The organism is Bradyrhizobium sp. UBA2491, assembly GCF_002341725.1.
Taxonomy (GTDB): Bacteria; Pseudomonadota; Alphaproteobacteria; order Rhizobiales; family Xanthobacteraceae; genus Bradyrhizobium.
In genome coordinates this window covers 18,055-42,694 of the sequence record NZ_DDOP01000037.1, presented here as the reverse complement: position 1 = coordinate 42,694, position 24,640 = coordinate 18,055, and the positions used below count along the sequence as shown (strand labels likewise).

General features: G+C 65.0%; 32 protein-coding genes. 16 read left to right on the top strand and 16 right to left on the bottom strand.

Annotated features, from left to right (window positions below):
- Positions 1-74 precede the first annotated feature (74 nt).
- A complete protein-coding gene (locus B2W55_RS10805; RefSeq protein WP_024581522.1) occupies positions 75-644 on the bottom strand; it encodes a glutathione peroxidase in 570 nt (189 codons plus the stop codon).
- 80 nt (positions 645-724) lie between these two features.
- On the bottom strand, positions 725-2,509 hold the full coding sequence (locus B2W55_RS10800) for a L,D-transpeptidase family protein (RefSeq protein WP_024581523.1): 1,785 nt from the start codon (positions 2,507-2,509) through the stop codon (positions 725-727).
- A gap of 291 nt (positions 2,510-2,800) precedes the next feature.
- Between B2W55_RS10800 and B2W55_RS10795 the strand changes: the two genes are divergently transcribed.
- A complete protein-coding gene (locus B2W55_RS10795) occupies positions 2,801-3,304 on the top strand; it encodes a CreA family protein (protein ID WP_100555275.1) in 504 nt (167 codons plus the stop codon).
- A gap of 43 nt (positions 3,305-3,347) precedes the next feature.
- On the opposite strand, the gene B2W55_RS10790 is transcribed toward B2W55_RS10795, so the two are convergent.
- Positions 3,348-3,572: a hypothetical protein gene (locus B2W55_RS10790; RefSeq protein WP_024581525.1), complete on the bottom strand. Its 225-nt coding sequence runs from the start codon at positions 3,570-3,572 to the stop codon at positions 3,348-3,350.
- Between the two features lie 430 nt (positions 3,573-4,002).
- Here B2W55_RS10790 and B2W55_RS10785 point away from each other — a divergent pair, with 430 nt between their 5' ends.
- A complete protein-coding gene (locus tag B2W55_RS10785) occupies positions 4,003-4,161 on the top strand; it encodes a hypothetical protein (RefSeq protein WP_168200254.1) in 159 nt (52 codons plus the stop codon).
- Positions 4,162-4,194: 33 nt separating this feature from the next.
- Positions 4,195-4,590, top strand: coding sequence for a hypothetical protein (locus B2W55_RS10780; RefSeq protein ID WP_024581526.1), 396 nt, complete (start codon positions 4,195-4,197; stop codon positions 4,588-4,590).
- Between the two features lie 53 nt (positions 4,591-4,643).
- Here the strand turns inward: B2W55_RS10780 and B2W55_RS10775 are convergent, their stop codons facing one another.
- The 3 genes from B2W55_RS10775 to B2W55_RS10765 are packed head-to-tail and all read right to left on the bottom strand — an operon-like array spanning position 4,644 to position 6,603.
- Complete coding sequence (locus B2W55_RS10775; RefSeq protein ID WP_029879145.1) at positions 4,644-4,889, bottom strand: DUF6719 family protein; 246 nt, start codon at positions 4,887-4,889, stop codon at positions 4,644-4,646.
- An 11-nt stretch (positions 4,890-4,900) separates the two neighbouring features.
- The gene (locus tag B2W55_RS10770) at positions 4,901-5,053 is read right to left on the bottom strand and encodes a hypothetical protein (RefSeq protein ID WP_168200253.1); all 153 of its coding nucleotides are present in this window, start codon (positions 5,051-5,053) and stop codon (positions 4,901-4,903) included.
- A 47-nt stretch (positions 5,054-5,100) separates the two neighbouring features.
- Positions 5,101-6,603: a PLP-dependent aminotransferase family protein gene (locus tag B2W55_RS10765; RefSeq protein WP_024581528.1), complete on the bottom strand. Its 1,503-nt coding sequence runs from the start codon at positions 6,601-6,603 to the stop codon at positions 5,101-5,103.
- A 73-nt stretch (positions 6,604-6,676) separates the two neighbouring features.
- Between B2W55_RS10765 and B2W55_RS10760 the strand changes: the two genes are divergently transcribed.
- Together B2W55_RS10760 and B2W55_RS10755 are read left to right on the top strand one after the other, a co-directional pair.
- Entirely contained in the window at positions 6,677-7,402 is a 726-nt protein-coding gene (locus tag B2W55_RS10760; protein ID WP_024581529.1) for a pyridoxamine 5'-phosphate oxidase family protein, read from the top strand.
- A gap of 55 nt (positions 7,403-7,457) precedes the next feature.
- Positions 7,458-8,735: an ArgE/DapE family deacylase gene (locus B2W55_RS10755; RefSeq protein WP_024581530.1), complete on the top strand. Its 1,278-nt coding sequence runs from the start codon at positions 7,458-7,460 to the stop codon at positions 8,733-8,735.
- A gap of 144 nt (positions 8,736-8,879) precedes the next feature.
- Here the strand turns inward: B2W55_RS10755 and B2W55_RS10750 are convergent, their stop codons facing one another.
- A complete protein-coding gene (locus B2W55_RS10750; protein WP_024581531.1) occupies positions 8,880-9,668 on the bottom strand; it encodes a cobalamin-binding protein in 789 nt (262 codons plus the stop codon).
- A 147-nt stretch (positions 9,669-9,815) separates the two neighbouring features.
- Here B2W55_RS10750 and B2W55_RS10745 point away from each other — a divergent pair, with 147 nt between their 5' ends.
- The gene (locus tag B2W55_RS10745) at positions 9,816-10,214 is read left to right on the top strand and encodes a PaaI family thioesterase (RefSeq protein WP_024581532.1); all 399 of its coding nucleotides are present in this window, start codon (positions 9,816-9,818) and stop codon (positions 10,212-10,214) included.
- 140 nt (positions 10,215-10,354) lie between these two features.
- On the top strand, positions 10,355-10,978 hold the full coding sequence (locus tag B2W55_RS10740; protein ID WP_024581533.1) for a GNAT family N-acetyltransferase: 624 nt from the start codon (positions 10,355-10,357) through the stop codon (positions 10,976-10,978).
- A gap of 81 nt (positions 10,979-11,059) precedes the next feature.
- Here the strand turns inward: B2W55_RS10740 and B2W55_RS10735 are convergent, their stop codons facing one another.
- The 3 genes from B2W55_RS10735 to B2W55_RS10725 form a co-directional block, all read right to left on the bottom strand.
- Positions 11,060-11,368 (bottom strand): hypothetical protein, encoded by a 309-nt coding sequence (locus B2W55_RS10735; protein ID WP_024581534.1) that lies wholly within the window; start codon positions 11,366-11,368, stop codon positions 11,060-11,062.
- An 89-nt stretch (positions 11,369-11,457) separates the two neighbouring features.
- Positions 11,458-11,820: a putative quinol monooxygenase gene (locus B2W55_RS10730; RefSeq protein WP_349678878.1), complete on the bottom strand. Its 363-nt coding sequence runs from the start codon at positions 11,818-11,820 to the stop codon at positions 11,458-11,460.
- Between the two features lie 3 nt (positions 11,821-11,823).
- On the bottom strand, positions 11,824-12,507 hold the full coding sequence (locus tag B2W55_RS10725) for a DUF2161 domain-containing phosphodiesterase (protein ID WP_024581536.1): 684 nt from the start codon (positions 12,505-12,507) through the stop codon (positions 11,824-11,826).
- Positions 12,508-12,641: 134 nt separating this feature from the next.
- On the opposite strand from B2W55_RS10725, the gene B2W55_RS10720 reads away from it, so the two are divergent.
- Positions 12,642-12,986, top strand: a complete 345-nt coding sequence (locus B2W55_RS10720) for a GrlR family regulatory protein (RefSeq protein ID WP_029879146.1) — start codon at positions 12,642-12,644, stop codon at positions 12,984-12,986.
- Positions 12,987-13,006: 20 nt separating this feature from the next.
- Here B2W55_RS10720 and fabG read toward each other — a convergent pair whose 3' ends face one another.
- The gene (fabG, locus tag B2W55_RS10715) at positions 13,007-13,687 is read right to left on the bottom strand and encodes a 3-oxoacyl-ACP reductase FabG (protein ID WP_024581538.1); all 681 of its coding nucleotides are present in this window, start codon (positions 13,685-13,687) and stop codon (positions 13,007-13,009) included.
- 330 nt (positions 13,688-14,017) lie between these two features.
- Between fabG and B2W55_RS10710 the strand changes: the two genes are divergently transcribed.
- Positions 14,018-14,518, top strand: coding sequence for an SGNH/GDSL hydrolase family protein (locus tag B2W55_RS10710; RefSeq protein ID WP_244442216.1), 501 nt, complete (start codon positions 14,018-14,020; stop codon positions 14,516-14,518).
- A 175-nt stretch (positions 14,519-14,693) separates the two neighbouring features.
- The gene (locus B2W55_RS10705; protein WP_244442217.1) at positions 14,694-14,837 is read left to right on the top strand and encodes a hypothetical protein; all 144 of its coding nucleotides are present in this window, start codon (positions 14,694-14,696) and stop codon (positions 14,835-14,837) included.
- A 9-nt stretch (positions 14,838-14,846) separates the two neighbouring features.
- On the opposite strand, the gene B2W55_RS10700 is transcribed toward B2W55_RS10705, so the two are convergent.
- Positions 14,847-15,590, bottom strand: coding sequence for a tyrosine-protein phosphatase (locus B2W55_RS10700; RefSeq protein WP_024581540.1), 744 nt, complete (start codon positions 15,588-15,590; stop codon positions 14,847-14,849).
- Between the two features lie 96 nt (positions 15,591-15,686).
- Here B2W55_RS10700 and B2W55_RS10695 point away from each other — a divergent pair, with 96 nt between their 5' ends.
- Positions 15,687-15,998 carry an MliC family protein gene (locus tag B2W55_RS10695; protein WP_024581541.1) on the top strand — a complete coding sequence of 104 codons (312 nt, stop codon included), beginning with the start codon at positions 15,687-15,689 and terminating at the stop codon, positions 15,996-15,998.
- 90 nt (positions 15,999-16,088) lie between these two features.
- Here B2W55_RS10695 and B2W55_RS10690 read toward each other — a convergent pair whose 3' ends face one another.
- Positions 16,089-16,295 (bottom strand): DUF2735 domain-containing protein, encoded by a 207-nt coding sequence (locus B2W55_RS10690; protein ID WP_024581542.1) that lies wholly within the window; start codon positions 16,293-16,295, stop codon positions 16,089-16,091.
- A gap of 542 nt (positions 16,296-16,837) precedes the next feature.
- On the opposite strand from B2W55_RS10690, the gene B2W55_RS10685 reads away from it, so the two are divergent.
- The 5 genes from B2W55_RS10685 to B2W55_RS10665 all read left to right on the top strand — a co-directional run bounded on the left by B2W55_RS10685 (position 16,838) and on the right by B2W55_RS10665 (position 20,540).
- The gene (locus B2W55_RS10685) at positions 16,838-17,872 is read left to right on the top strand and encodes a glutamine synthetase beta-grasp domain-containing protein (RefSeq protein ID WP_024581543.1); all 1,035 of its coding nucleotides are present in this window, start codon (positions 16,838-16,840) and stop codon (positions 17,870-17,872) included.
- A 208-nt stretch (positions 17,873-18,080) separates the two neighbouring features.
- Positions 18,081-18,785 carry a hypothetical protein gene (locus tag B2W55_RS10680; protein WP_024581544.1) on the top strand — a complete coding sequence of 235 codons (705 nt, stop codon included), beginning with the start codon at positions 18,081-18,083 and terminating at the stop codon, positions 18,783-18,785.
- The gene (locus B2W55_RS10675; protein ID WP_024581545.1) at positions 18,782-19,477 is read left to right on the top strand and encodes a substrate-binding domain-containing protein; all 696 of its coding nucleotides are present in this window, start codon (positions 18,782-18,784) and stop codon (positions 19,475-19,477) included. Before B2W55_RS10680 ends, B2W55_RS10675 begins: the two co-directional genes overlap by 4 nt.
- A 32-nt stretch (positions 19,478-19,509) precedes the next feature.
- Entirely contained in the window at positions 19,510-20,328 is an 819-nt protein-coding gene (locus B2W55_RS10670; RefSeq protein WP_043855566.1) for a tetratricopeptide repeat protein, read from the top strand.
- 62 nt (positions 20,329-20,390) lie between these two features.
- A complete protein-coding gene (locus B2W55_RS10665; RefSeq protein WP_100555261.1) occupies positions 20,391-20,540 on the top strand; it encodes a hypothetical protein in 150 nt (49 codons plus the stop codon).
- A gap of 66 nt (positions 20,541-20,606) precedes the next feature.
- On the opposite strand, the gene B2W55_RS10660 is transcribed toward B2W55_RS10665, so the two are convergent.
- Genes B2W55_RS10660 through B2W55_RS10650 form a run of 3 tightly spaced genes read right to left on the bottom strand, consistent with a single transcriptional unit; the run spans position 20,607 to position 24,531 of the window.
- Positions 20,607-21,224, bottom strand: coding sequence for a hypothetical protein (locus B2W55_RS10660; protein ID WP_024581547.1), 618 nt, complete (start codon positions 21,222-21,224; stop codon positions 20,607-20,609).
- A gap of 11 nt (positions 21,225-21,235) precedes the next feature.
- The gene (locus tag B2W55_RS10655) at positions 21,236-21,760 is read right to left on the bottom strand and encodes a (2Fe-2S)-binding protein (RefSeq protein WP_024581548.1); all 525 of its coding nucleotides are present in this window, start codon (positions 21,758-21,760) and stop codon (positions 21,236-21,238) included.
- Positions 21,757-24,531 (bottom strand): xanthine dehydrogenase family protein molybdopterin-binding subunit, encoded by a 2,775-nt coding sequence (locus tag B2W55_RS10650; RefSeq protein WP_024581549.1) that lies wholly within the window; start codon positions 24,529-24,531, stop codon positions 21,757-21,759. The genes B2W55_RS10655 and B2W55_RS10650 overlap by 4 nt, the downstream gene beginning before the upstream one ends.
- Positions 24,532-24,640 lie beyond the last annotated feature (109 nt).

Sequence of the window (24,640 nt, the reverse complement as noted above, 5' to 3'; positions counted from 1 at the left end):
AAGGCAATGAACGGGGCGGGTCCGTGCCCAAAATCCTCGTCGGATCAGTTAATTCCGGGGATTGTTGCCGCCTCTCAGGCTACCGCCAATGCCCGCGCGATAGCAGTCTTGATGCGGGTGTCGTCGGGCGCGACCTGTTCAGAGAAGACGTCGGCGATGTAGCCGTCGCGGCCGATCAGGTATTTGTGGAAATTCCAGCGCGGCACATCCTTCGGCCGTGCCTCCGCCGCCCATCGATAGAACGGGTGGGCGCCGGCGCCCTTCACGACCGCCTTGGCTGCGATCGGGAAGCTGACGCCGTATTGATGCTGCGCGGTCTCGGCGATCTCGGTCGGGCCGCCGGGCTCCTGGCCGCCGAAATCGTTCGAGGGCACGCCGATGATGACGAAGCCGCGGTCGCGGAATTCGGTCCACAATTGCTGCAAGCCGGCATATTGCGGCGTGAAGCCACAGAGCGAAGCCGTGTTGACGATCATCAGCGGACGGCCGGCGTAGTCGGCGAGGCGAATGTCGCCGCCGGTGAGTGCCGGGAACGAGAACGCGTAGGCCGTGATCCGGCTCATGGCCGGCTGTTGCGCATGCAGGGCGCGGGAGCCCGCAGCCGCGGCCAACGCCGCCACGATCAGTGTCCTGCGGTCCATCATGGTCTCGTCCCCGGAACGGATGCCGACGGCATCATAGTCCAGCGGACGGCCGCAGGCTTTCAAGAAGGCGTTATGGGGGCTCAGCGCAGCGGCAGGATGAAGTCGGTGCCTTCGCCGGTCTCGCCCTGGTTGACGCCGAGATCGGAGACGATGATCGATCCGCCGGTGCCAAGCGCTTCGGTGATCCGCGCCATCGCGTCGGCCGGGATCGAGATGCGGTCGAGCGCCTCGGCCGGGGTGTTGGTCGCCGGCTGCGGCTTGGCCTCGACCGGCGCCGCGGCCGCCATCTTGCGACGATGCGAGGTACGGTCCTGCACATCGATGCGAGCGGCATTGCGGGACGGCAGTGTCACCACCGACCAGTGCAGCAGATTGGTATCGGTCTTGTCGGCCTGCGCGGTGAACACATGCGTGCCGAGCGGCCGGTCGCTCGCCGCGATCGTCACCGGCACTTCGAACAACGGCGCGAAGTTCTGCCGGACATAGAGCTTGGAATCCTTGCGGCTGATGAACACCGCGATCTGCCCGGTGCGCTTCGGCACGTCGATCCTGGCCGCGCCCGGCAGCCGAGCCGGATCCTTGGCCGCATCGTTGTTGGCGTCCGACGCGCCGGCTGGGGTTGCGGCTTCAGCGGGCTTGGCCGCATCCGTCGCCTTAGCCGCGTCCTTGCCCGTCGCGTCCTTGCCTGCCGTGTCCTTGGCCGCATCGGCTTTCGGCGCATCGATCTTCGACGTGTCGGTCTTCGGCGCCTCAGGCTTTGCCGCGTCGGTCTTGGGTGCCACGGCAATGGCGGGCTTGGCCGTGTCCGCCTTCGGCTCGTCGGCCTTGGTGTCGACCCTGGCCTCGGCCTTCACCTGATCGTTCGAGGCTACCTCGGTCTTTGGTGCGTCGATGCTGCCGGTGGTTTCGCCGACGGTCCTGTCGTCGGACGCGGTGGTGCTGTCGGCGGCGGCCGTGGTCTCCGATGTGTCGGCTGCAAGCTTCTGCGCGATCGCATCGCCGGAGGAGGGCGCATCGGACATGGTCGACGACGCGCTCGCCACAGGCATCGCGCCGCTGGCGTCGGCGGTGTGGGGGTTGTCGCGCAGCGAAGCGGCGTCATGGCCGACGCTGCTGCGCAAATCGAGCCCGGTCTGCGGCTTGTCCGCGCCCTTGTCGCTTTTCACGCCGAGCGGCGCGTCCATCTTCAGAACGTCGTCGGCAACCGGCTGCGGCGGCGTGACCTTCTGCGTCACCAGCAGCGGGTGCGAGAAACTCTCCGGCGAGACCGTGCCTGGCGTCACGAACACGCGGGCACCCATCCGGGTCCAATTGTACATCTTGACCGCGAACGACATAGGCATGCGGATGCAGCCATGGGAAGCCGGATAGCCCGGCAGCACGCCGGCGTGCATCGCGATGCCCGACCAGGTGATGCGCTGCATGTACGGCATCGGCGCGCCGCTGTAGATGTTGGACTGATGGTACTTCTGCTTCTGGATGATGCTGAAGACACCCATCGGGGTGGAATGCCCCTTCATGCCCGTCGACACCGGGCTCTCGGCATAGAGGCCGTTGACGTCGTAGACGCTGACCCGCTGCTGGTCGATCGAGACCGAGATGATCAGGGGGCCCTGCGGCCTGGTGCCGGCTTCTTTCTCGATCGCCGGATTCTTCTTGACGAGATTGCGCTTCGGCTTCGGTCGGGCCGGCTGCGGCATCGGCTCGACGTCGCCGTAATAGGCGGAGTCGCGGTTCCAGTAGAACAGCGCTGCATCGGCGTTGGACGACGCGCCGATCGTGCCGGCGGCGGTCAAAATCGCAAATTGCCAGAAGCGCCCGTTCGCAGAATTAAAAATCGAAATCCGAGGCCCGCTTGCGCGCATATTCCGAATCCCAGTCCAAACTATCCATTGGTTGTCGCAGACGCAGAACGCGTTCACCAGCGCAAGCGATCTAACCCTTCCGTGAGGGGGTATTTTTCGACGAAAGCGTAGCAAAAAAGCCTCACAAGAGGTTAAAGCGCGAGGTCCGATCACCGAACTGTCAGCGCCTTCCCGTGCGGCGTTTGCGCACTACATAGGCGGAGCCATTCTGCGGAGACCCCAATGACATCGAGAAGTGTGAGCTTGTGTGACGTGCGACAATTGTCTCGATGGAGGTCCGCGTTGCTGCTGATGTTGCTGGCCTCGACGTTGGTCGTGGGGCAGGCGGGCCCCGCAGCCGCGGCTGACGAGCCCGACCTGATCTTCCGCCGCTCGACCGTGTTCAAATGGGTGAGCCCCAACGACAAGCTCGCCACCTACGGGGTCGACGACCCCGAGATCGAAGGCGTCGCCTGTCACTTCACGGTGCCGGAGAGGGGTGGCTTCAAGGGCTGGCTCGGCCTCGCCGAGGAAGTCTCTGACATCTCGCTGGCTTGCCGGCAGATCGGACCGATCCGCTTCAAGGGCAAGCTCGGCCAGGGCGACGACATGTTCAGCAAGCGGCGCTCGCTGTTCTTCAAGAAAATGCAAATCGTGCGTGGCTGCGACGCCAAGCGCAACGTGCTGGTCTACATGGTCTATTCGGACAAGCTGATCGAGGGCTCGCCGAAGAACTCGACATCGTCGGTGCCGATCATGCCATGGGGCGCGGCCGATGCTGCCGCCGTCCAGAAGTGTGGTGAGTTCATTCAATAGCACGACCAGGGACTTGAACCCGTCGGCTGAAGCGATAGGGGAGCTAGCGCTGGGTTTGCCCGAACTGCTTCGCGCGGATGCTGAGGCCCGGCCGGACGTTCGAGTCGCGACAACCGATCAGGCGAACCAGCTTCTGCGGTGCGCATTCATTGTCGCCCATCACGTAGGCGCCCTGCTGAGGCATCGCGGCCGTCATCTGCTGCTGGCCGGATTTGCCGGTCGCGGACTGATTGCCAACACCGATGTTGCCATTACCCACGACTGACATCCTTCGTTGGTTGGATCTGGACCACGACAACGTGCCACCGCGAGGATGGTTGCACGGCACCAGATGAGTCGGCCCGGAACCTCGAGCGGTTCACGCAGCTCTTGCTCCGTTGCTTCCTGTCTCAGCAGAGGAAAGTTAAGAAAGCGCGGTAGCGCACTCAGTCTACATGCATAATTCGCGGTCGGTGCCCCGGCCGTCCAGCGGGTGACCTAACGCGCGAAATCTTGAACAACGTCCCCGCTGCCCCGTCTCGACTGAAAACATTGGAGTTTTTCGGCGAATGTTTCGTGGACCGCCGGCCGACGAAACAATTCTCCCGCGGACGAAACCATTTTCCGCTTGTTCCGCAGAACTCCGGAAACGGCAGATCGTTATCAAACCGTCAACACCACGGCGCCGGGCGCCGACCGTAAATGACGGAGACTGCCACATGCGGACCCTGAGCCTGATCCTCGCCGTCGCTTTCGTGATGGCCGGCTCGTCGATGGCTGGTGCCCCGGGCAGCGGTTTGCCCGGGATCGGTACCTTCTCCTACAATGGCTCGCCTGTCGTGACTCCGGCCGCGATGATCGTGGCACAGGCCAACTGACGCGACAGACAGAACTGCCGGCAAAGGCTCCCCATGTTGCTTCGTATATGTTCCGCCGCGATGCTCGCATCGTTCTTCCTGGCGGGTTCCGCGCAGGCCCAATCCCAGCTTCCGCTCGAGTCGATGCAGATCCGGTCGTTGTACCGGGCGGCTGAACCGCGCGACGAATTCGTGCGCCAGTGCGCGCCGCATATGCTCGGGCGCTGGACGCATCCCGAAGCCGTCTGCGGCTGCCTGCACGACCACGCCGCCGCGACGGTGGATGATCCCGATCTTCGCCACGCCCTGCTGCGCGGCATCAGCGAGACCGGGGTGCCGACCATCGAGTCCGATTGGGTGCCGACATCGAAGCAGGCCGAGATCGGCCCGACCTTCACCAAGATCGCCAAGCCGACGCTGCAATGCATGTTCGAGCCGATCTCGAACTAAGCGGCGCGTTGCCGGGATCGTGACGAACGAAGCGCCTCGCGATTGCGGGGCGCTTATTTTTTGGCGAGCCGTGGCACGCAGCTATGTGTGCGCACCACGCCGTTCTGGCTCAGCTTGGAGCCGACGACCTGCTTGATCTGCCCGGCCGGACACGAGCCGTCGTCGATGAGGACGCGCTGACCGACCCTGAGGTCGACGATGTCACCTTCGCGCATCAAGGCCTGCTGCGCGGAGGCGGAGTAGGTCATCGCGACGAATGCTGCGGCGCTGACCAGCGCGACCAATGCGATGCGCGGCATCCGAGCCTCCTTCACTTGTTCTGGATCTTGAGCCCGTCGGGCCCGACATTGATCTGAAGGCCTTCGGGCTGCTTCTTGGCCTGATAGAGATTGTAGCCGAGCATGCCCGCGATCACGACCAGCGCGGCGATCACGAGATACAGGACGTTGCGATTGGCGGGCATCCGGTAACTCCGTAAGCTGGCACGCACTGAACGACGGGCGACCATAGTCAGGTGGCCGTGATTCTCCTAGCGCGCCGCGGCTTCGTGGATTGCTTGTGCGTCGCGCGCAATGCGGTCAGCGTTGTCTTCGCCAATTGTTCCGCCGACGCGACGAGTTGCGGAACCGGATGACCGGAAAATCCCAGCACGAAACCCGGCAATGGACGCGCGCGATGATAGGTCTCGGCAAGCAGCCAGCCGCCGACGCCGGCGTTAGCCTTCGCCTGCGCCGCGATCAGCGGATCGGTTGCGGGATCGAGCCGCGCCACGAGATGCAGGCCTTGCGACGGCACGGGAACCGTAAGCTCGCCCTCGGATGCATTCTGAAGCGTCGATGCCAGGACATCGCGCGCCTCGCGATAAAGCTTGCGCGATTTGCGCAAGTTCGCGGCGAAAGCGCCGGAGTTCAGCATGTCGGCGACCGCGCCTTCCATCAGAGTGCCAGGAAACCGATCAAGCGCGGCGCGCGCCGCCGTCACCGGTCCGATCAGTGCTTCAGGCAAGGCGCAGTAACCGATCCGAAGTCCCGGGAACAGCGTCTTCGCAAACGTGCCCATGTAGATCACGCGGCGCAGATGATCGATGCCGGCGAGCGACAGCAGCGGCGCACCGTCATAGCGGAACTCGCTGTCGTAATCGTCCTCGAACACGAAGGCGCCGGCATCCCGGGCCCAGTCCAGCAGCTCGAGTCGGCGCAGCATCGACATCTGCACGCCGAGCGGAAATTGATGTGACGGGGTGACATAGGCGGCGCGCGCCTGCGACGCGGATGCGCGCCCCTTGTCGATGCGCATGCCGGAGCCATCGACCGGCACCGACACCGGCCGATAGCCGCAATGCTCGATCGCGCGCCGCGCTGCCGGATAGCCGGGATCCTCGCACCAGACCTGATCGCCGGGCTTGAGGATGGCACCGAGTACGATGCGCAGTGCGTGCAGTGTGCCCGACGCCAGCATGATCTGGTCGGGGTCGCAGCGCAGCCCGCGTGCCGACAGCAAATGATCCGCGATCGCGGCGCGCAGTTCGCTGCTGCCGCGTGGATCGCCATAGTGCAGGTGTTCGGAGCCGAAGGCGCGCAGCCTCCTGCCGGCGAAGGCGCGGAAGCGCTGCAATGCGCGCTCGTCGATATGGGTGCAGCCGAGCGACAGCGCATTGTGCTGCGGCGGCTCGATCTCGATCCTCGCACGTCGCGGCGCGGTGGCCTGCGCCGGGATGCGCGCGGCGACGAAGGTGCCGGAGCCGGTGGTCGCCACCGCGAAGCCGTCGGCGATCAGCCGCTCATAGGCCGTGGTGACGGCGTTACGGCGGAAGCCGGTCTGCCTGGCCAGCGCACGCGACGGCGGCAGCGGCTCGCCCGGCTTGACCAGGCCGCCGACGATCGCGCGGCACAGCGCCTGATACAGCCGCTGCTGCGAGGCCGCGCCCGGCGTCACGTGGGGGTCGGCGAGGTCGAGCGGCAAGTCGGCCTTGCCGGCCGAAGGCTTGCGCAAATTGGTCGGAATTTTTCGCATGGAATTGGCACTATCGCAGACCAAATTGGCCGCTACAACTCTTGAAAGATTCCAAATCCATGCGAGGCCTGCCGTGACCGAAGGTGCATCCACTCCGTCCTATCCGCTGTCATCTCGCAACAGGGTGAAGCGCCGCCATGACCGCGGCTTCTACGACCACGCCACCGTGCACAAGATCCTGGATGCCTCGATGCTGTGCCACGTCTCCTACGTGATCGACGGCCAGCCCTATTGCACGCCGACCTTCTTCTGGCGCGAGGGCACCAGGCTCTACTGGCACGGCTCGAGCGCGAGCCGGATGCTGGAGAACCAGTCGGAGGGGCAGCGGGTGTGTCTGACCGTCGCCCATCTCGACAGCCTGGTGCTGGCGCGCTGCGGCTTCAACCACTCGGCCGACTATCGCGCGGTGATGGCGTTCGGCTCCGCCTATCTCGTGACCGACCCCGCAGAGAAGGAGCGTGCCGTCGTCGCGATGGTCGATCGCTTTTTTCCCGAGCGCACCGCGGGCCTGCGCGCCAGCAACAAGCAGGAGATCAAGGCGACCTCGTTCATCGCGATGGAGATCGAGGAGGCCTCGGCCAAGGTGCGCGCCAAGGGCGTCGCCGACGACGATGAGGATTACGAGTTGCCGATCTATGCCGAGCGCATTCCGGTGCGCACCGTGCTCGGCTCGCCCGAGCCGTGTCCGCGGCTGCTCGACGGCGTGACTCGGCCGAAGACGCTCGATGGCTATTCCGAAGGCCGCCTGCTCGAAGATGCATTGCGGGATGCCTATTTTGCGCAATACCCGGCCGAGTGAAATCAGGTTACGCTGCGGCTCCCGCCTTGTCTGATGTCCCCCATGGAGCTGCCGAATGACTGCCGAGACGCAACAACGAATCCTTGCCGCCGTTGACGAAGGATTCGATGCGCAGCTTGCGACGACGCAGGCCTTTGTCGCGATCCCCTCGACTCGCGGCGCCGAGGGGCCATGCCAGGACATGATCGGCGATTTGCTGCGCGAGCGTGGCTATGAGGTCGACGACTGGCACATCAATCTCGACGAGTTGAAGGACCTGCGCGGCTTCGGCCCGATCGAGCATGATTTCTCGAAAGCCCGTACGGTGGTCGGCACCTACCGCCCGGCGACCAATGCCGGCAAATCGCTGATCCTGCAGGGTCACTGCGACGTGGTGCCGACCGGCCCGCTCGAGATGTGGGAGACGCCGCCGTTCTCGCCGGTGATCAAGGACGGCAAGATGTATGGCCGCGGTGCATGCGACATGAAGTCCGGCACCATCGCCGCGCTCTACGCGCTGGATGCGATCAAGAAGGCCGGGTTGAAGCCGACGGCGCGGATCCACTTCCAGTCCGTGATCGAGGAGGAGAGCACCGGCGTCGGCGCGCTCTCGACCTTGCAGCGCGGCTATCGCGCCGATGCCTGCTTCATCCCGGAGCCGACCAACGGCACGATGATCCGCTCGCAGGTCGGCGTGATCTGGTTCCGCCTGAAGGTGCGCGGCTTCCCGGTGCATGTGTTCGAGGCCGGTGCCGGCTCGAACGCGATCATGGCGGCATATCATCTGGTGCATGCGCTGGAGAAGCTCGAGATCGCCTGGAACGAGCGCGCCAGGGCCGACAAGCATTTCAAGGACGTCAATCATCCGATCAACTTCAACCCCGGCATCATCAAGGGTGGCGACTGGGCTTCCAGCGTGCCGGCCTGGTGCGACGTCGACTGCCGCATCGCGGTGCTGCCGGGCTGGTCGATCGCCGAGTGCCAGAAGGAGATTCTGGCCTGCGTGTCGGCGGCTGCCCGCGACCACCGCTTCCTCTCCAACAATCCGCCGCAGGTGGAATGGTCGGGCTTCCTGTCGGAAGGCTACGAGCTGGTGAACTCCGAGGCGCCGGAAGCCGCCTTCGCCAAGGCGCACCAGGCGGTCTATGGCGGGGCGGTGGAGGACCGCGCCTTCACCGCACTGACCGACACACGGTTCTACGGCTTGAACTACGACATCCCGAGCCTGTGTTTCGGCGCCAGCGGCGCGGCGATGCACGGCTTCAACGAATATGTCGATCTGCACTCGCTGCGGCAGTCGACCAAGGCCACCGCGCTGTTCATCGCGGAATGGTGCGGGGTGGAGAAGGCGTAGGTTCGCAGGCTCTGCTCGTCATTGCGAGGAGCGAAGCGACGAAGCTATCCATAGTGCCGCTTGCGGTGAGATCGATTGCTTCGCGGAGCCTGTCATCGGGCGCGCATTCGCGCGACCCGTTGGCTCGCAATGACGGGGTGAAACCTACCTAGCATTCCCCCACAACGCCTTCACGATCGCATCGAGCCCATCGGTCAGCGCGGCGGGGCCAGGCTGCAGGATGATCGGCGACTTGATCTCGACGATGCGGTCGTTGCGCACGGCCGGAACGTCATTCCAGCCGTCACGCCTGCGGATGCGGTCGGGCACCACCTTCTTGCCGCACCAGGAGGCCAGGATCACGTCGGGCATCGCCTCGCGGACGGCTTCAGCCGAGACGATGCGATCCCGGGCGGCCTTGTGTGCGCGCAGATGCGGCAGCGCGTCCGCGCCGCCGGCGATCTCGATCAGCTCGGACACCCAGCCGATGCCGCTGATCAGAGGATCGTCCCATTCCTCGAAATAGACTTTTGGCCGCGGCGCCGGCCGCGGTGTTGCCCCGATCGCGGCCAGCCGTTGTTCGTAGCCCGCAGCGAGCTGTTCGCCGCGATCGGCTGCGCCCACCATCGCAGCCAGGGTGCGGATCATCGCGAGGATGCCGGCGACGTCCCGCTGGTTGAAGACATGGACAGCGATGCCGGCGCGCACGAGATCGGCGACGATGTCGGCTTGCAGGTCGGAAAAGGCGAGCACCAGATCGGGGTCGAGCGCCAAGATCTTCGGAATGTCGGCGGAGATGAACGCAGACACCCGCGGCTTCTCGCGGCGGACCTGCGGCGGCCGCACGGCGTAGCCGGAGACGCCGACGATGCGGTCCTGCTCGCCGAGCAGGTACAGCGTCTCGACCGTCTCTTCGGTCAGGCAGACGATCCGGCGGGGAGGGAAGTCGCGCATCGGCGACGATATGCAGGCTCGGCGGCCCCTTGTCACGGACGACATAACGTCATGGTCGCCATTACCTCGGACGTCATTGCCGGGCCCGGCCGAGCAATCCATCATGCTGCTATCAACCTCGAAGAAGACCACAGGCAGGGAGTGCCCATGACGCCGCTCGAAAAGATCCAGTCGATGAAGATGCCGTTTGCGGAACTGAAGGGCGTCACCTTCACCGAGGCCAGTCAGGATCGCGTGGTCGCAAAGATGCTGGTGCGGCCGGACCTCTGCACCCTCCGCAACACGATCCACGGAGGCGCTGTGATGGCCTTCGCGGACTCGGTCGGCGCTGCCGCCACCGTGATCAACCTGCCGGAGGACGCCAAGGGCACCACGACGCTGGAGAGCAAGACCAACTTCATCGGCGGAGCCAAGGAGGGGAGTACCGTGATCGCGACGGCCACACCGGTTCATCGGGGCCGGCGGACCCAGGTCTGGCAGACCCGGTTGGAGACGGAAGACGGCAAGCTCGTTGCGGTGATCACCCAAACCCAGCTGGTATTATGATGAGGTGATGATGTGATTTGCCAATCACATCATTGTTTATTCAAATGAATCTCAGTACTTGAATTATATGGTGCGGCGCACAATATAGGACGGGTTAGGGAGTCGACGCCTCCTCGAGGGCTACCAAGAGGAGTTATGAAATGAACCACGATTCCATCAGTTCGACCTCTGCCCGGGGTACCGTGCGGACGTTGAGCCAGCAGGAGGAGCTTCCCCTGCTGCGCGATCATCTGCTGAGACTGGATCGAACCAGCCGTCATGATCGTTTTCATGGCTTCATCGACGACAGTTTTATCCGCCGCTATGCTGAGCGCTGCGCCAACGACGGCACCGTCATCATCGCCTATTTCGAGGATGGCGTGGTCCGCGGCGCGGCCGAGCTGCACCCGCCGGAGCAGTCACCGGATGCGCAGCCCGAGATCGCTTTCAGCGTCGAGCGGTCGGCACGGCGCAAAGGCGTCGGCAGCACGCTGTTCCGCAAGCTGATCACCGAGGCGCATGCCAAGGGCTACGGCAGCCTGCGCATCACCACCGGCGCGCAGAACGATGCGATGCGGGCACTTGCCACCAAGTTCGGTGCGCAGCTGACCTTCCGTCACGGTGAGTCGACCGGGAGCATCGACCTGACCGAGCAGCACCAGCCTGAGCCGGCACCGCCGATCGCTCCGGTGACGCCGGTCGAGGCTGCACGCGCGATCGTCGACATGAACCGCGCCTATTGGCGAATGGTGATGCAGATGTCCGGCTGGGGCCGAGCAGCCTGAAGCTGAGATATCGGACGCGACGCAAAAAGGGCAATCCACTCAGTGGATTGCCCTTTTTCTTTGAACCAACGGATGTTGTTTTCAGGTGCCGGTGCGCTTGTCGGTGGCAAAGCGGCGGACCACGCGGCGCTCGACCACGACGGAGCGCTGCGCGCCCTGTTCGCCGGCGATCACCCGGGTCGCTGTGCCGGTGCGGGCGCTGACGCGCGCGGTCTTCTTCACCTCGGCCAGCACCTCGTCATAGGGCAGCCCCATCAGGGACGAGGCAATCTCGGCCTGGGCTTCGACGTCATCGGTGATGCCGATGGCAGCGAAGATTGCTTCCTCCAGCGTCGGCGGATCATGCCGCACGCGCCTTGTGCCGTATTTGGTGTTCCAGTCTCCGCTCATCGCCGCCTCATCCTTGAATCGCGGGAGATACGTAAGGTGCCCAATGTTGCATTGCAATATGAATGTGGCATGGCAATCCAGCCATGCAGCTAGAGTCTCTCAATTTTGTGAGCGTCATAAAGTTCGATCGTGGTCGCGGCGGCCGCCAGGGATTGCAGCGAGCGGACAAAGTCGCGCGACGCGGGGACCGCAAAATGCGCTGCCAGCGCGGCGCGGTCGGCCCATTGCTCGAAAAACACCAGCCTGAGCGGATTCTCGCAGTCGACATGCACCGCGTGCGAGATGCATCCGGGCTCGGTGCGCGAGCGATGGACATGCTCAAGGCTCAATCGCCGTACCTCGTCAAAGCTGTCGGGGCGGGCGGTGACGCTGCCGGTGACGACGATCATGATCTCCCCCTCTTGTTTGAGCGTGATCTCTTCGGAAAACCGCTTGGCACTTTTCCGGATCATGCCTTACGGGGCGGCTTCCGCCCCTGACGTAGTGATCGGCTGCTGCGGCCAGCGCTTGAGCGCGGCGCGACCGGCATCGGTCAGCACATAGATGCCCCGCTCGGCGCGATCGAACCAGCCATAGACATTATGCTGCAGGATCTTGCCGGCGTCCGGAATCTCGACACGCAGGTCGCGGAGCCGCCGGGGCCCATCCGACATCGCACAGGCGCAGGCCAGCGCCTGCTGGCGATAGGCGGTCATGATCGGCGCCCGTGTCGAGCCGCCCATCGCGGGATCGCCCTTGCGCTTGCGATGCTCGGTGATCAGCCGCGAGCGCTTCTTCGGATTGCGACGCGGTGCCGCAGTCGGCGGCGGCACCAGCACCTCGACGTCGCCGCGGTCGGTGACGCCGAGCATGCCGAAGCCGAGCCGCCGGCACAGATTGCGATAGCGCGCGTCGCTCTCGCGACCCTTGCCGCGGGCTGAAACCTTGGCCGCGATCCACACCTCGTCGGCGGCGCCGGCGCGGTCGACCGCCTGCAGGATCAGTTCGAGATTGAAGGCGAGCTTGAGCTCTCCGACCACGACGACGGGCGGATCGTCGGCGCTGAGCGCCACGAGGTCACAGCCACCGATCTCGCCCTTCACCGTGAAGCCGAGCTTTTCGAGGAAGCGTTTGACGGGCAGATAAAGCGCGGTTTCCAACGGGCAGGCTCCTGCGGCGTCGGCCGCGACTCGGTGCCGCAGCATAGCGCGGAATTGCGCCGGCCGAGGCGGATGCAATTGCCCAAAGCTCGGCCAGACAGCTATTGTCGGGCCTGGAAGGCGCAAGCATCTTCATGATCCGGAACGGGCTCTACCACATCACTGTCGAATTCCTCGACGGCGTCTCTGGCGGAAACCAGGGCGTGATGGTGCTGCGTGACGGTCAGATGCGGGGCGGCGACTCGTTCTTCTTTGCCTATGGCAGCTACACGGCGGCCGACGGCAAGTGGAAGGGCGAGGTCACCAACCAGGAGCACTCGCCCACCTATGGCGCGCGCCCGGTATGGGAACGCAAGGTGGTCACCATCGGCTTCACCGGAACTTATACCGATGAGACCGCCGAGGGCGACGGCATGGCACTCGCCGGCAAGCAGAGCATTCGCTTCAGGTCAAAGCTGCGGCTGCTGGTTGCCGACTAAGCGTTCAATCGGCGAACCGCCTAAACCCGGCCATTGACCGGCAGCAGCGCGCCGGTGACAGCGCTGGCGGCGTCGCTGGCCAGGAACAGGATGACGTCGGCGAGTTCCTTCGGCGTCACCCATTTGGAGATATCGGCCTTCGGCATCGCGGCGCGATTGGCCGCGGTGTCGATGATCGAGGGCAGCACGGCGTTGACCGTGACCTTGCCCTTGAGCTCGGCGGCGAGCGACTCGGTGAGGCGGTGCACACCGGCCTTGGATGCCGCATAGGGTCCCATGCCGGACGCCGCCTGCAACGCGCCCAGCGCGCCGATATTGACGATCCGGCCGGCGCCGGATTTGACGAGATGCGGGATCGCGGCATGCGAGGTGTTGAACGCGGTCATCACGTTCATCGCATACATGCGCTGCCAGGTCGCGGGATCGCCGTCGCTCACCGCCTCGAAGGTGAAACCGCCGGCGATGTTGATCAACCCGTCGAGCCGGCCGAAATGCGCGGCCGCCTTGTCGATCGCCGCCTTTGCCTGCGCGGTGTCGGTGAGGTCGACACCGCCGAGCTCGATACGATCAGCCGTCGACGCAAGCTGCGAGGCGGCGTGATCGACGCCGGCAACGCGCGCGCCGCGCGCCAGGGCTTCTGCGGCGACCACTTTGCCAAGCGCGCCGAGGGCGCCTGTGATGACGATGGCTTTTCCGTTCATGGCGGTCTCCGTAAACGCAACTGACTGCGACCACTATGATCAGGCGGAATTCATTTGCAATGCCGCCGATTTCGCCTCCTACTGCGCGCATTCATTCGTTCATTCACCCCAAGGATGTTTGCGATGCCGACACCGAGGCCGTGCGAAACCCATCTCGAACTCGTCAAGTTCAGTTACGGATTGCCGCATCTTGCGCAGGCGCTCGAACGCGAGCGCAAGGTCAAGATCGTTGCTCTCGGATCATCATCGACCGCGGGAGCCGACCGAATTCTCCCGTTTCCGCCCCGGCTGGAGATGTTGTGGAGGAACCAGAAGCAGTCGTTCGGCCGCATGATCGACATCATCAACCGGGGGATCGGCGGGCAGGAAGCGCCGGAAGAGTTCGCGCGCATCGAGTCCGACGTCATTGCCGAGGCGCCGGTAATGGTGATTTGGCAGGTCGGCACCAACGCCGTGTACAAGAACTACAACTTCGATCAGGTGCAAGCGACATTGGAGGCAGGACTCGATGTGCTCGCCGGGTTGCCGCTGGACGTCGTGGTGATGGATTCGCAATACACCCAGGCAATCGTCGGCACGCCGGACGTGCTGAAGCTCGCCAACCAGTTCATGTCGATGATCGCTGACGTCGCTGCAAGCAGGAAAGCCAACCTGTTCTGCCGCTTTGCGCTGATGAGGCAATGGGTCGATGCCGGAATTCCGCTCTCCGAACTCGACGATGGTGCGCAGGAACATCTTCATACGAGCGAGTGGGCGACCGATTGCGTCACTCAGGCGTTGCTCGGAGCGATCAACGATGCGGTGGCACGCAGCGCCAGCGCGTCGTCCTGACTACGTAAGACTACGGAGGTGGGGTGGTTGGATAAAATTTTCGGCAGTTCTGTAAGTCGTTCGCAGAACCCTTTTCGTAGAAACGGAACTCCAGCCAAGCCAGGGGTTTTCGATGGGATATCTTCCGGATCACGGTTTACCGCTCGTTCAGCTTAAGGAGCAGCGGCGTGACCTCGTGGTTGCGCTCCAGAATCGCACCGGACCGGTGAGCAGCTGGGAGTTGATGCAGATCGCGGCGATCCAGCAGGCCATCTCGGCCTTCGAGGATGTGATCGCCGATCTCGATGCCGAGCTCGAGCTCGAGGCCGCCGCGGCCTGAGCCAAGCTATCAGGCTTGCAGGTAGCGGCCTTCGAGCGCCTTGCGTTCGGCCTGGCCGAGCCCGAGGCCATCCCGGAAATAATTATCGAGGCTGCCATAGTCGGCCTCGACTGCTTCGAACGCAGCCTCCAGGAATGCCGCGCGCACGGTGCCGAGCACCTGCTTGACGTCGTCGGGCAGCTCGGTGCTGTGGGCGGGATCGCGCTTGTAGAACTGGTTGGTTAACAGATAGTCGTCCGCGATCACCTGCTCGGACACGCCGAGTGCGTGCAGGATCAGCGCGCAGGCGAAGCCGGTGCGGTCCTTGCCGGCGGTGCAGTGGATCACCAGCGGCGCGCGGTCTTCGAGCAGATGTGCAAACAGCGTGCGATAGCGCTGGGTGTTGTCCTGGACATAGCCGCGATAGGAATCCCGCATCACGTCGATCGCGTCGGCTTCGGAGAGCTGGCGGTTGCCAGCGATCTCGCGCAGCGCGGCCACCACCGTCGGCTCGACGGGAAGCGAATGCACGGTGATGTCGGTCATGCCGCACAGCGCTTCGGCGCGCTCGGTGACGCCGCGAAAATCGAACGCGCTCTTGACCCCGAGCGTGCGCACCACGGCGACGTCCTGCTCGGTGAGGTGTGCCAGATGGTTGGAGCGGAAGATCTGCCGCCAGCGCACCGTCCGGCCGTCGCGCGTCTGGTAGCCGCCAAGGTCACGGAAATTGCTGGCGCCGGCGAGATTGAGATGGCGGGCGGGGGCGTCTGACATCGGGCGGGCCTGTTGCAGCTGTTGATATCCTGGCTCAGTCTTGGCGCGAATGGATCGGCGCAGACAGGTCTATAGCCGGCCCGCCGGGAGGAGAATATGACTTATCGCGCGGGCGCCGTTGTGATCGGCGCAATTCTTTGCGGGGTGTTCGGTTCCTCGACGGTGACGGCGCAGTCCGCCTTCCGGAATTATCGCTGCGCCGACGGCACACAGTTCATAGCGGCGTTCTTCGACGGGGATACCCGCGCGCATCTGCAACTCGACGGCAAGGCGGTGACGTTGACGAAACGCCTGTCGCTGGCGGGCACGCGCTACAAGGGCAGCGGTGTCACGCTGGCGTTCAGCCGTGCCGGCCCGATCAGGCTCCGGCATGCGAAGCGGCCGGTGACGGCCTGCGAGCTGGCATGAAAAAAGGGCCGAAACGTTTCGTTCCGACCCTTTGCTAGTGTTGTGACGCCGTCTGACGTTTTGATGTCGTGCCCCTTTGTTGTCGCGACATCAGTGATCGCGGCTCGGCTTTGCGTCGTCGATCGCTGCCTGATGGTACCAGCTCTCGCTGCATGCGGAGGTCTCGACCTCGGCGGAAAGCTCATGCGCCGTCCGCGCCTCGCCGTAGCGGCGCCCGCCGAGAGCCGCGCGGCCCCCAACCGGGAATTGATAGATCGTTGCCGATCCCTGGATCTGTCCTTGGCCCGTGGTGATCATGTCAAAGTCTCCTTTGGCCGGTGCGAGCCTCCATGGTGCGCCCGACTCATTCGTGTGCGGTTACCGTGATTTTGATATCGGCCCGGGCCCGGAAGGGTGCAAGTTGACCAAGAAATAGTCATTGTCTGTCTAATCTGTGTGCAAGTCCGGGTTTGCCTCCTGCAAGGCAGGATGCAGCTGACCAACGCTTGGGCCTCGGCCATGGTTGCCGGAGGTCGGGCAGCCGGACACGAACTGTCACATGGCGCTGCTGCGGCTTTAATCGGCAGGCGGTGTCGCAGTTGGATTTGCTGGAGAAAAAGGCGGTCGGGAGCATCGGGAGGCGGATTCCGCCTGTCCCGGACGCATGCCAGCCGCGCTGCTATGTCGCAGCTAAAAATGCGATGTCGGCTGTGGACATCCGCGACCAGGGCGGGTGCCGCAGTGCAGCGACTGGCATTTTAATTGCTTAGTAAGAGCCGGCCGATGGTGGCCGGGTACGCGTGCGGCGGCCGACTGGCTTTCGGTTCCTCACGGTTTTGCATCATCAACAGAGAGGTTCAATGACCAAGTACAAGCTCGAGTATATCTGGCTCGACGGATATACGCCGACGCCGAGCCTGCGCGGTAAGACGCAGATCAAGGAATTCGCGTCGTTCCCGACCCTCGAACAGCTTCCGCTGTGGGGCTTTGACGGTTCGTCCACCCAGCAGGCTGAAGGCCACAGCTCTGACTGCGTGCTGAAGCCGGTCGCCTGCTATCCCGACGCCGCGCGCGAGAACGGCGTGCTGGTGATGTGCGAAGTCATGATGCCCGACGGCAAGACGCCGCATGTCTCGAACAAGCGCGCAACCGTTCTGGACGACGAAGGCGCCTGGTTCGGCTTCGAGCAGGAATACTTCTTCTACAAGGACGGCCGTCCGCTCGGCTTCCCGGAAGAGGGTTATCCGGCGCCGCAGGGCCCGTACTACACCGGCGTCGGCTACAAGAACGTCGGCAGTGTCGCCCGCAAGATCGTCGAAGAGCATCTCAATCTCTGCCTCGCCGCCGGCATCAACCACGAAGGCATCAACGCCGAAGTGGCGAAGGGCCAGTGGGAATTCCAGATCTTCGGCAAGGGCTCCAAGACCGCCGCTGACCAGATGTGGATGGCCCGCTATCTGATGTTGCGCCTCACCGAGAGCTACGGCATCGACATCGAATTCCACTGCAAGCCGCTCGGCGACACCGATTGGAACGGCTCGGGCATGCACGCCAACTTCTCGACCAAGTACATGCGCGAAGTCGGCGGCAAGGAGTACTTCGAGAGCCTGATGAAGGCCTTCGACAAGAATCTGATGGACCACATCGCCGTCTACGGCCCGGACAACGACAAGCGTCTGACCGGCAAGCACGAGACCGCGCCGTGGAACAAGTTCAGCTACGGCGTGGCTGACCGTGGCGCTTCGATCCGCGTGCCGCACTCTTTCGTCAACAACGGCTACAAGGGCTATCTGGAAGACCGTCGTCCGAACTCGCAAGGCGACCCCTACCAGATCGCGTCGCAGATCCTGAAGACGATCTCCGAGGTGCCGACCGGCGCCAAGGCTGCCGCTTAAAGCCTGCGGCTTAAAGGCGGCGGCCTAAGCAACTCCGAACCGGGTGGAGGCATCCGGTACCGCAATCAGGTCCGCCCGGGCGAATGCCTTGGCGGACCTTTGCATTTTAACGGCAGCCTTTGCAGGCAGCTTGCCGGCGAAAGCGGTTTCGCTACGTTATGAACCGCGCTAGATAACGATTGCATGTTGGCTGCCGGGGACACGGCGCTTGTTTGAGGGGTTTTACAAGGTCCGGTTCGAGCTGGGCGGTGCGGTCGGCCGCAGCGTGATGTATGTCGGCGACGGCAGGATGCTCGGCGGCAACTCTGCATTCGCCCATATCGGCACCTACAAGAAGGACGGCGACGTGGTCGCGGTCGAGATCCAGACCGTCCGCCACAACCCCGATCCGAACTATCGGGCAATGGCCGGCACCGACGATGCAACGCTCATCGCCACCGGCGGACCCGACGGGGAGCTCTACCGTTTCAACGGCGAACTCAAGGAGCTGCCCGGCGTGCCGTTCCAGTCGGTGATGACGCCGATCACCGAAGACGACATCCCGATCGCCGGCGGGGTCGGCGAGGGCGGTATCGTCAACGGCCTCTACGCGATCCGGATCCGCGTGCTCGACGGTGTCGATGGCGGCCTCACCGGCGTGATGCTGCTGAACAACGGCCGCATCCTCGGCGGCGATGCGTTCTTCTATTATCTTGGCACCTACACCTCCGAGCAGGGCCGCTGGAAGGGCCAGATCCTCAACCAGGAGCACACCTCGGCAATCGGCGAGGATGCGATCTTCGGCGGCCATGAGGTCGGCATCGGCTTTGCCGGCACCTGCGACGCGGAGGGCGCCGTGCTGGAAGCGACCGCGCTGGCGGGCAAGCGCAGCCTCCGCCTCACCGCCGCGCTCAAGCTGATGCGCCGGGCATGAGCGGAAGAGACAATTCGGTCCGCGTGCTCTCGACGCTGGCGCTCAAGGGCGCGATTGCGCGCCTTGCCGGGGCGTACCAGGCGGCAAGCGGCGTCGCGATCGATGCCGACTTCGCGCCGACGCTGGCGCTGCTCGAACGCCTGCGCGGCGGCGAGGTAGCCGATCTCGTGATCCTCACCCGCGAGGGCCTCGACGAGATGACCGGCGAGGGCCGCGTTGCGCCGGACAGCGCGATCGATCTCGCGCGCTCCTATGTCGGCGTCGCGGTGCAGGCGGGCGCCATGCATCCCGACATCGCAACCGAAGCCGCGCTGCGTTCGGCGCTGCTCGGCGCGCGGGCGGTGGCTTACTCGCGGCTTGGCGCCAGCGGTATCCTGTTCGCGCGGCTGATCGAGCAGCTCCGCATCGCCGCGGAAATCAACGCGCGCGCGGTGATCATTCCCGTCGGGTTCACCGCCGAAAAGCTCATCAGCGGTGAAGCCGATCTCGCGATCCAGCAGATCAGCGAGTTGAAGCAGATCGACGGCATCGAGGTCGTCGGGCCGCTTCCCCCGGAATTGCAGACACCCGCTGTGTTCTCCGCCGGCCGTATGGTCGCATCGCAACGCGCTGCGGCGGCCGATCATCTGCTACGCTATCTGTCGTCGGCTGACATCGCGCCGGTGCTGCGCGAGACCGGCCTCGAGCCTTGAATTTGCCTGCACCGCGACGCAACCTGCCGGTCATGTTCAGATCTCTCCATGCAATTGCCTTTGCCGCGGCGCTGGCCTTGCCCGCACTCGCTCACGCGCAATCGGCCGACCTCGTGCTATGCGACCGGCTCGCCGCCGATCCCAGCGATCCCGACAAGCCGGCCGATGTGAAGGGCGTGTCCGAGATCGCGCCGGCGGATATTGCGACCGCGATCAAATATTGCGCGGTGGCGGCAAAGTCCTCACGTCGGGCGATGTACGAACTCGGCCGCGCCTATGCCGCCAACAAGCAGACGCTGGAAGCGGCAAGTGCCTGGCGCAAGGCCGCCGACAAGGGTTCGACGTCGGCGATGGTCGAACTTGGTGTGCTCTATGGCAATGGCACTGGCGTCGCCAAGGACGAGGCGCAGGCGCGCAAATTGTTCGAGCGCGCGGCGCAGGCCGGCAATGCGCGCGGCGTCAGCAATCTGGCGGCGCTCGGCGGCAGCGCGGCTGCGGATCCGGCACGTGCGCGCGAATTGCTCGCCAGGTCCGCCGAGACCAATGCCGAGGCGCAGTACCAGCTCGGCATGATGCTCGCCGAAGGCAAGGGCGGCGCGCAGGACGATGCCGGTGCGCGGGCGTTGTTCGAGAAGGCGGCGGCGCAGAACCACCCGGGCGCGCTGGAGCGGATGGGGGCGTTCGCGCAGGCCGGTCGCGGCGGGCCGAAGGATACCGATGCCGCCAAGGCCTATTACGAGCGGGCGGCCGCGCTCGGCGACGAGGATGCCAAGAAGGCGCTGGAGCGGGCCCGCTGTCCCTATGTCATCAAGGACAAGCGCGGCAATGCCGTGACCAATCTTTGCTTCTGATCAAGCAGGAACGCTCACGCTGGCGTATCGTTGTCTCGCGAAGGCATTGGCGAGGCGACGTCATGATCCGCAAGCTGCGTTCCGGCGAGTATCGGCTGTATTCCCGCAAGGTCAGTCCGAAGACCGGCAAGCGCCGCAATCTCGGCACCTTCAAGTCACGCGCCGCGGCCGAGAAGCACGAGCGCGACGTGCAGTACTTCAAGCGCCACTGAATTTACGAGCTCTTTGTTTGCGCATGATCTTATCGGAAGAGCGCAGTGCATTCTCCTGATCATGCGTTACGGCGCGGGACAGGCCGCGCCGGTCTTCACCCAGGCCTCGACCAGGGCGCCGGCCTGCGCCTGCGTGCCCGGCGCCGGCGAGCGGCCGAAGCCGGGATGCCAGGCCCAGCCGACCAGCGTGTCCTTGCCGATATGGTCGATCAGGTCCTCGACCTTGCGGCCGCCATTGCGTGCGGGGTCCCGGAGCTGCGCGCAGATCTCGCCGACGGTCTTGCCAGCCCATGCCATCTCGCGCGGCGCGAGGTGCCATTCCGGATGTCCGGGCACACGGCCGGGATCGAAATTGGCGTGCTGGTGGCAGATCGAACAGCGCATGGCGTCCTTGCCGTGGCCATCGGCACCGCGCGTGACCGGTGGCTGGTGCAGGCGGCTGATATCGCCTTGCCGGGGGCTGTCGCCGGCGGGGTGGCAGTTGGTGCAGCGCGGATGGGTCAGGACCTTGCCGAGTTCGGTGAAGATCGCCGCGGAGCGCTGCTCGACATTCTCGATCCCGGCAAAGCTTTCCGGCGAGGCGAGGGCGTGGCTTGCGCTCTCCGACGCGGCGTAGCCGGCACCCAGGCTGGTCGCGAGCGCCGTCAGCACCGCCATGATCCGAAACCGCGTTTCCGATGGCATCGCGCGCGGGCTCACTTGTTGGCGGTCAGATAGCGTTGGGAATCGGCGAGGATCACGTCACGCACCGCCTGGTGATATTTGATGTAGCCGGTGCAGCGGCACAGATGGCCGTCGAGCGCATCGGCGATGACGGTCTCGAGCTGGTCCCGCGCCACCGGCGTCTTCGCCAGCCGTTCGAGCAGCACCTGGCCTTCGTTGAGGAAGCCGGCCGTGCAGTAGCCGCACTGGAACGCGAAGTGGTCGATGAAGGCGCGCTGCAAGGCGGAGAGCTCGCCGTCCTTGGCGTGGCCCTCGACGGTGCGGATCGCCATGCCGTCGAAATTCGCCGCCGGCACCACGCAGGTCGGCGTGGTGTAGCTGCTGCCGTCGGGATTATCGACGATGATTGCACAACTCAGGCACTGCGCGGCGCCACAACCGAACTTGGTGCCGGTCATGCCGAGCATCTCGCGCAGCAGATCGTTCATCGAGAGGTCGTCGCGGACCTCGATCGGGCCGTGCTTGTGGCCGTTGATGGTGAGGTTGAGCGTCGTCACGCAAGCGCTCCCTTGAGCAGGCTCGATGTCACCGGCAACGAGCGGAAGCGGTGGCCGGTGGCATCGTTGATGGCGTTGAGCAGCGCCGGCACGATCGGGATCATCACAACCTCCGCCATGCCCTTCGGCGGTTCGTCCGGCGTCAGCGGCGGCAGCATCTCGATCTCAAGATCGTGCAGCGGCAGGTCGGAGCCGCGCGCGATCAAATACTGGCCGAGATTCCATTGCCCGTTGCCGGGGCCGCCTTCGAACGGCGGCAGGGTTTCCAGCAGCGCGTAGCCGACACCCATGGCGAAGCCGCCATGCGACTGGCCGAGCACCACTTCGGGCACCAGCGCCTGGCCGCATTCGAACACGCTGTAGGCCTTGGCGATGCGCAAGATGCCGGTCGCGCGCTCGATCTCGATGCGGACCAGCGTGCCGCACATCGAGGTGTAGGCGGTGCCGATCCGGTTGTTGTCGGTCGGCGGGAATTTCACGCTGGTTCGGTCGATCCGCGCGAACCTGCCGCGGCCACGGCGGATTGCCAGCGCATCGATCTCGGCGCGAACCTGCTCGCCGAACAGGGGGAAGCGGCCGCGCGACCAGGCCCAGCGCGAGAAGCTGTGCGCGATGGCGCCGGTGACGAAGCCGCGCGCATGGGCGGTCGCCGCAAGCTTCGGCAGTGGCAGCGGCGCGAGATCGTCGAGCGCGAGCCGCCCATCCTGCCAGCGCGCTCTGTCCGATTGCCGGGCACGCGGATCGGTCTTCGCAATGCGCCAGAGCTCCAGCGCCGCCGGCCACAGGCCGAAACGGAAGACGATGCGGGCGGCCTCGGCCGCCGAATGCGTGCCGACATGGGCGCCGATCGAGGCGCTGGTCGCCGAGCTGATCGCGGGCACCCAGCGCGGGTTCTTCTCGGCGAGGTCCTGGGTCTTCTGATCCATCGTGTAGGGATCGCCCGAGGTGACGAGCCCGAGCGCGTCGTAGCTGTCGACCCGGGAGACTGCGACCTCGTCGGCGACGGCGCCAAGATGGTTCGCGACCCGGTTGGCGAGCGCGGTGCCGATGCCATTGCCCATCTCGACATGATCGCAGTGGATCGCGATCCGCCCCTCGGGATCGATCTCGACCCGGCCGAGCGAGCAATCCGCGCCCGAGCCGTAATCCTTCGTGACGCAGGCGACGCCGGTGCCGACCAACCGTCCTTCGGGGGCTTGCCGCTTGAAGTCGGCGCGCTGCTGCCAGATCGGATGCTTCTCGAGCTTGTCGAGGATGTCGGGCGTGCGCACCGACACGATGTAGGGATTGCCGGTCATGGTCCGGTCGTTCTGCTTCAGCGCATTGTTGCGGCGGAACGCGATTGGATCGAGCTTGAGCTCGCTTGCGGCCTCGTCGATCAGCACTTCCAGCGCGGTCATGGTCTGCAGCGTGCCGTAGCCGCGCATCGAGCCCGCGGTGACGCCGCGTGAATGCAACGCCACCGTGGTGACGTCGACCTTCGGGATGTCGTAGATGCCGATTGCGGCGGTCGCGGCAACGACCGCGACATTGGCGGAGAAATTGGCGAGCCCGCCGCCGTCGAGCACATGATCGGCGGCGAATGCCGTGATCCTGCCGCTGGCGCGGTCGATGCCGATCCGCGAGCGCATCTTGATCGGGTGGCGTTTGATGCCGCCCTGGAACTGCTGGTAGCGGTCATGCGCCAGCCGCACCGGCCGTCCCGGAAAGAACATCGCCGCCAATGCCACGTAGAGCACGAACGGGGTGTGGTCGCGGCCGCCGAAGCCGCCGCCGACATGGGCGAACTGGGCGTTGATGTGCGAGGGCCGGAACGGCGCGCGGGCCTTGCCGAGCATGAAGGCGATCGACTCGGTCGCCTCATAGGGCGACTGCACGCCGAGCACCAATTCGAGCTGGCCGCTGTCGTCGCTGTACCAGGCGAGCCCGCTCTCCGGTTCGAGGAACATCGGATCGACCGACTGGGTCTCGAACTCGCGATCGAGCACGAGCTGTGACGGATCGTCCTTGGCGAGCTGGGCGCGGATCGCTTCGCCATGGGTTGCGGCCTTGGCGTAGTCCGCCTTGGTCTCCTTGGCGAGCGGCAACCAGACCGGCAGTGCCGCGTTCTGGATCCGGCTCGGCGAGACCCAGCCGGCCTGGATCGGCGAGTACACGTCGGGCGCATCGGGTGATGCGCCAGCGACGCGCGTGAAGCGATATGCGCCGTAGTTCGGCAGGATCACGGGGCCGGTCTCGTCGCCGAATTTGACGAACGTGCCGTCGCGCAGCGCGAGGCGGGCGCGGTCGAAGGCGTCGAACTGCGCGAAGATCAATAGCGCGACCGGCTGCCCGAGATAGAGCGGCGTCTTGCCGACCGGGCAGAACAGATCGCCGGTGTAGAACTCGGGCACCCGGGTGCCGATCCGGTCGAGATCGGCAGCGGTCACGACGACCGAGGGCTTTGCCGGACCATCGAGGCGGGCGAGGTCGATGCCGGCATAGACATGCGTGGCGTCATTGGCGCGGACCAGGATGGCGTGCGCGGTGGTCGCGGGCCAGCCCGGCATGTCGGCGGCGCGGAAGTCGGAGGCGTAGAGTTTCGCGCCGGTGACCTTGGCCACGCCGTCGACGCGGCCAACGCCTTTTGCCGCCGGATTGAAATGGCCGCGCCCAGGCAGCGTCTCGCGGCTCGCGAAGGCCGGCTCCTTCGCAAGCGCCAGATGCGACAGGCTGACCGAGATGCCGCCCGCCGACAACCACTTCACGAATTCGCGTCGCGAAGGCCGCATGGTCTGATCTTTCATCGACACCTCGACGGCATATCGCGCCGGGGTTTAACAACTGGTGCAATACTCGTGGAAGTATTGCGGCAGAGCGAACGCAACCGCGATACCGCAA

What these genes read in the sequence shown, in the direction of transcription:
- B2W55_RS10805 (WP_024581522.1), bottom strand. Translation starts at nt 644, where the DNA reads ATGATGGACCGCAGGACACTGATCGTGGCGGCGTTGGCCGCGGCTGCG.
- B2W55_RS10800 (WP_024581523.1), bottom strand. Translation starts at nt 2,509, where the DNA reads ATGCGCGCAAGCGGGCCTCGGATTTCGATTTTTAATTCTGCGAACGGG.
- B2W55_RS10795 (WP_100555275.1), top strand. Translation starts at nt 2,801, where the DNA reads ATGTTGCTGGCCTCGACGTTGGTCGTGGGGCAGGCGGGCCCCGCAGCC.
- B2W55_RS10790 (WP_024581525.1), bottom strand. Translation starts at nt 3,572, where the DNA reads ATGTCAGTCGTGGGTAATGGCAACATCGGTGTTGGCAATCAGTCCGCG.
- B2W55_RS10785 (WP_168200254.1), top strand. Translation starts at nt 4,003, where the DNA reads ATGCGGACCCTGAGCCTGATCCTCGCCGTCGCTTTCGTGATGGCCGGC.
- B2W55_RS10780 (WP_024581526.1), top strand. Translation starts at nt 4,195, where the DNA reads ATGTTGCTTCGTATATGTTCCGCCGCGATGCTCGCATCGTTCTTCCTG.
- B2W55_RS10775 (WP_029879145.1), bottom strand. Translation starts at nt 4,889, where the DNA reads ATGCCGCGCATCGCATTGGTCGCGCTGGTCAGCGCCGCAGCATTCGTC.
- B2W55_RS10770 (WP_168200253.1), bottom strand. Translation starts at nt 5,053, where the DNA reads ATGCCCGCCAATCGCAACGTCCTGTATCTCGTGATCGCCGCGCTGGTC.
- B2W55_RS10765 (WP_024581528.1), bottom strand. Translation starts at nt 6,603, where the DNA reads ATGCGAAAAATTCCGACCAATTTGCGCAAGCCTTCGGCCGGCAAGGCC.
- B2W55_RS10755 (WP_024581530.1), top strand. Translation starts at nt 7,458, where the DNA reads ATGACTGCCGAGACGCAACAACGAATCCTTGCCGCCGTTGACGAAGGA.
- B2W55_RS10750 (WP_024581531.1), bottom strand. Translation starts at nt 9,668, where the DNA reads ATGCGCGACTTCCCTCCCCGCCGGATCGTCTGCCTGACCGAAGAGACG.
- B2W55_RS10745 (WP_024581532.1), top strand. Translation starts at nt 9,816, where the DNA reads ATGACGCCGCTCGAAAAGATCCAGTCGATGAAGATGCCGTTTGCGGAA.
- B2W55_RS10740 (WP_024581533.1), top strand. Translation starts at nt 10,355, where the DNA reads ATGAACCACGATTCCATCAGTTCGACCTCTGCCCGGGGTACCGTGCGG.
- B2W55_RS10735 (WP_024581534.1), bottom strand. Translation starts at nt 11,368, where the DNA reads ATGAGCGGAGACTGGAACACCAAATACGGCACAAGGCGCGTGCGGCAT.
- B2W55_RS10730 (WP_349678878.1), bottom strand. Translation starts at nt 11,820, where the DNA reads ATGATCCGGAAAAGTGCCAAGCGGTTTTCCGAAGAGATCACGCTCAAA.
- B2W55_RS10720 (WP_029879146.1), top strand. Translation starts at nt 12,642, where the DNA reads ATGATCCGGAACGGGCTCTACCACATCACTGTCGAATTCCTCGACGGC.
- fabG (WP_024581538.1), bottom strand. Translation starts at nt 13,687, where the DNA reads ATGAACGGAAAAGCCATCGTCATCACAGGCGCCCTCGGCGCGCTTGGC.
- B2W55_RS10710 (WP_244442216.1), top strand. Translation starts at nt 14,018, where the DNA reads ATGATCGACATCATCAACCGGGGGATCGGCGGGCAGGAAGCGCCGGAA.
- B2W55_RS10700 (WP_024581540.1), bottom strand. Translation starts at nt 15,590, where the DNA reads ATGTCAGACGCCCCCGCCCGCCATCTCAATCTCGCCGGCGCCAGCAAT.
- B2W55_RS10695 (WP_024581541.1), top strand. Translation starts at nt 15,687, where the DNA reads ATGACTTATCGCGCGGGCGCCGTTGTGATCGGCGCAATTCTTTGCGGG.
- B2W55_RS10690 (WP_024581542.1), bottom strand. Translation starts at nt 16,295, where the DNA reads ATGATCACCACGGGCCAAGGACAGATCCAGGGATCGGCAACGATCTAT.
- B2W55_RS10685 (WP_024581543.1), top strand. Translation starts at nt 16,838, where the DNA reads ATGACCAAGTACAAGCTCGAGTATATCTGGCTCGACGGATATACGCCG.
- B2W55_RS10675 (WP_024581545.1), top strand. Translation starts at nt 18,782, where the DNA reads ATGAGCGGAAGAGACAATTCGGTCCGCGTGCTCTCGACGCTGGCGCTC.
- B2W55_RS10670 (WP_043855566.1), top strand. Translation starts at nt 19,510, where the DNA reads ATGTTCAGATCTCTCCATGCAATTGCCTTTGCCGCGGCGCTGGCCTTG.
- B2W55_RS10665 (WP_100555261.1), top strand. Translation starts at nt 20,391, where the DNA reads ATGATCCGCAAGCTGCGTTCCGGCGAGTATCGGCTGTATTCCCGCAAG.
- B2W55_RS10660 (WP_024581547.1), bottom strand. Translation starts at nt 21,224, where the DNA reads ATGCCATCGGAAACGCGGTTTCGGATCATGGCGGTGCTGACGGCGCTC.
- B2W55_RS10650 (WP_024581549.1), bottom strand. Translation starts at nt 24,531, where the DNA reads ATGCGGCCTTCGCGACGCGAATTCGTGAAGTGGTTGTCGGCGGGCGGC.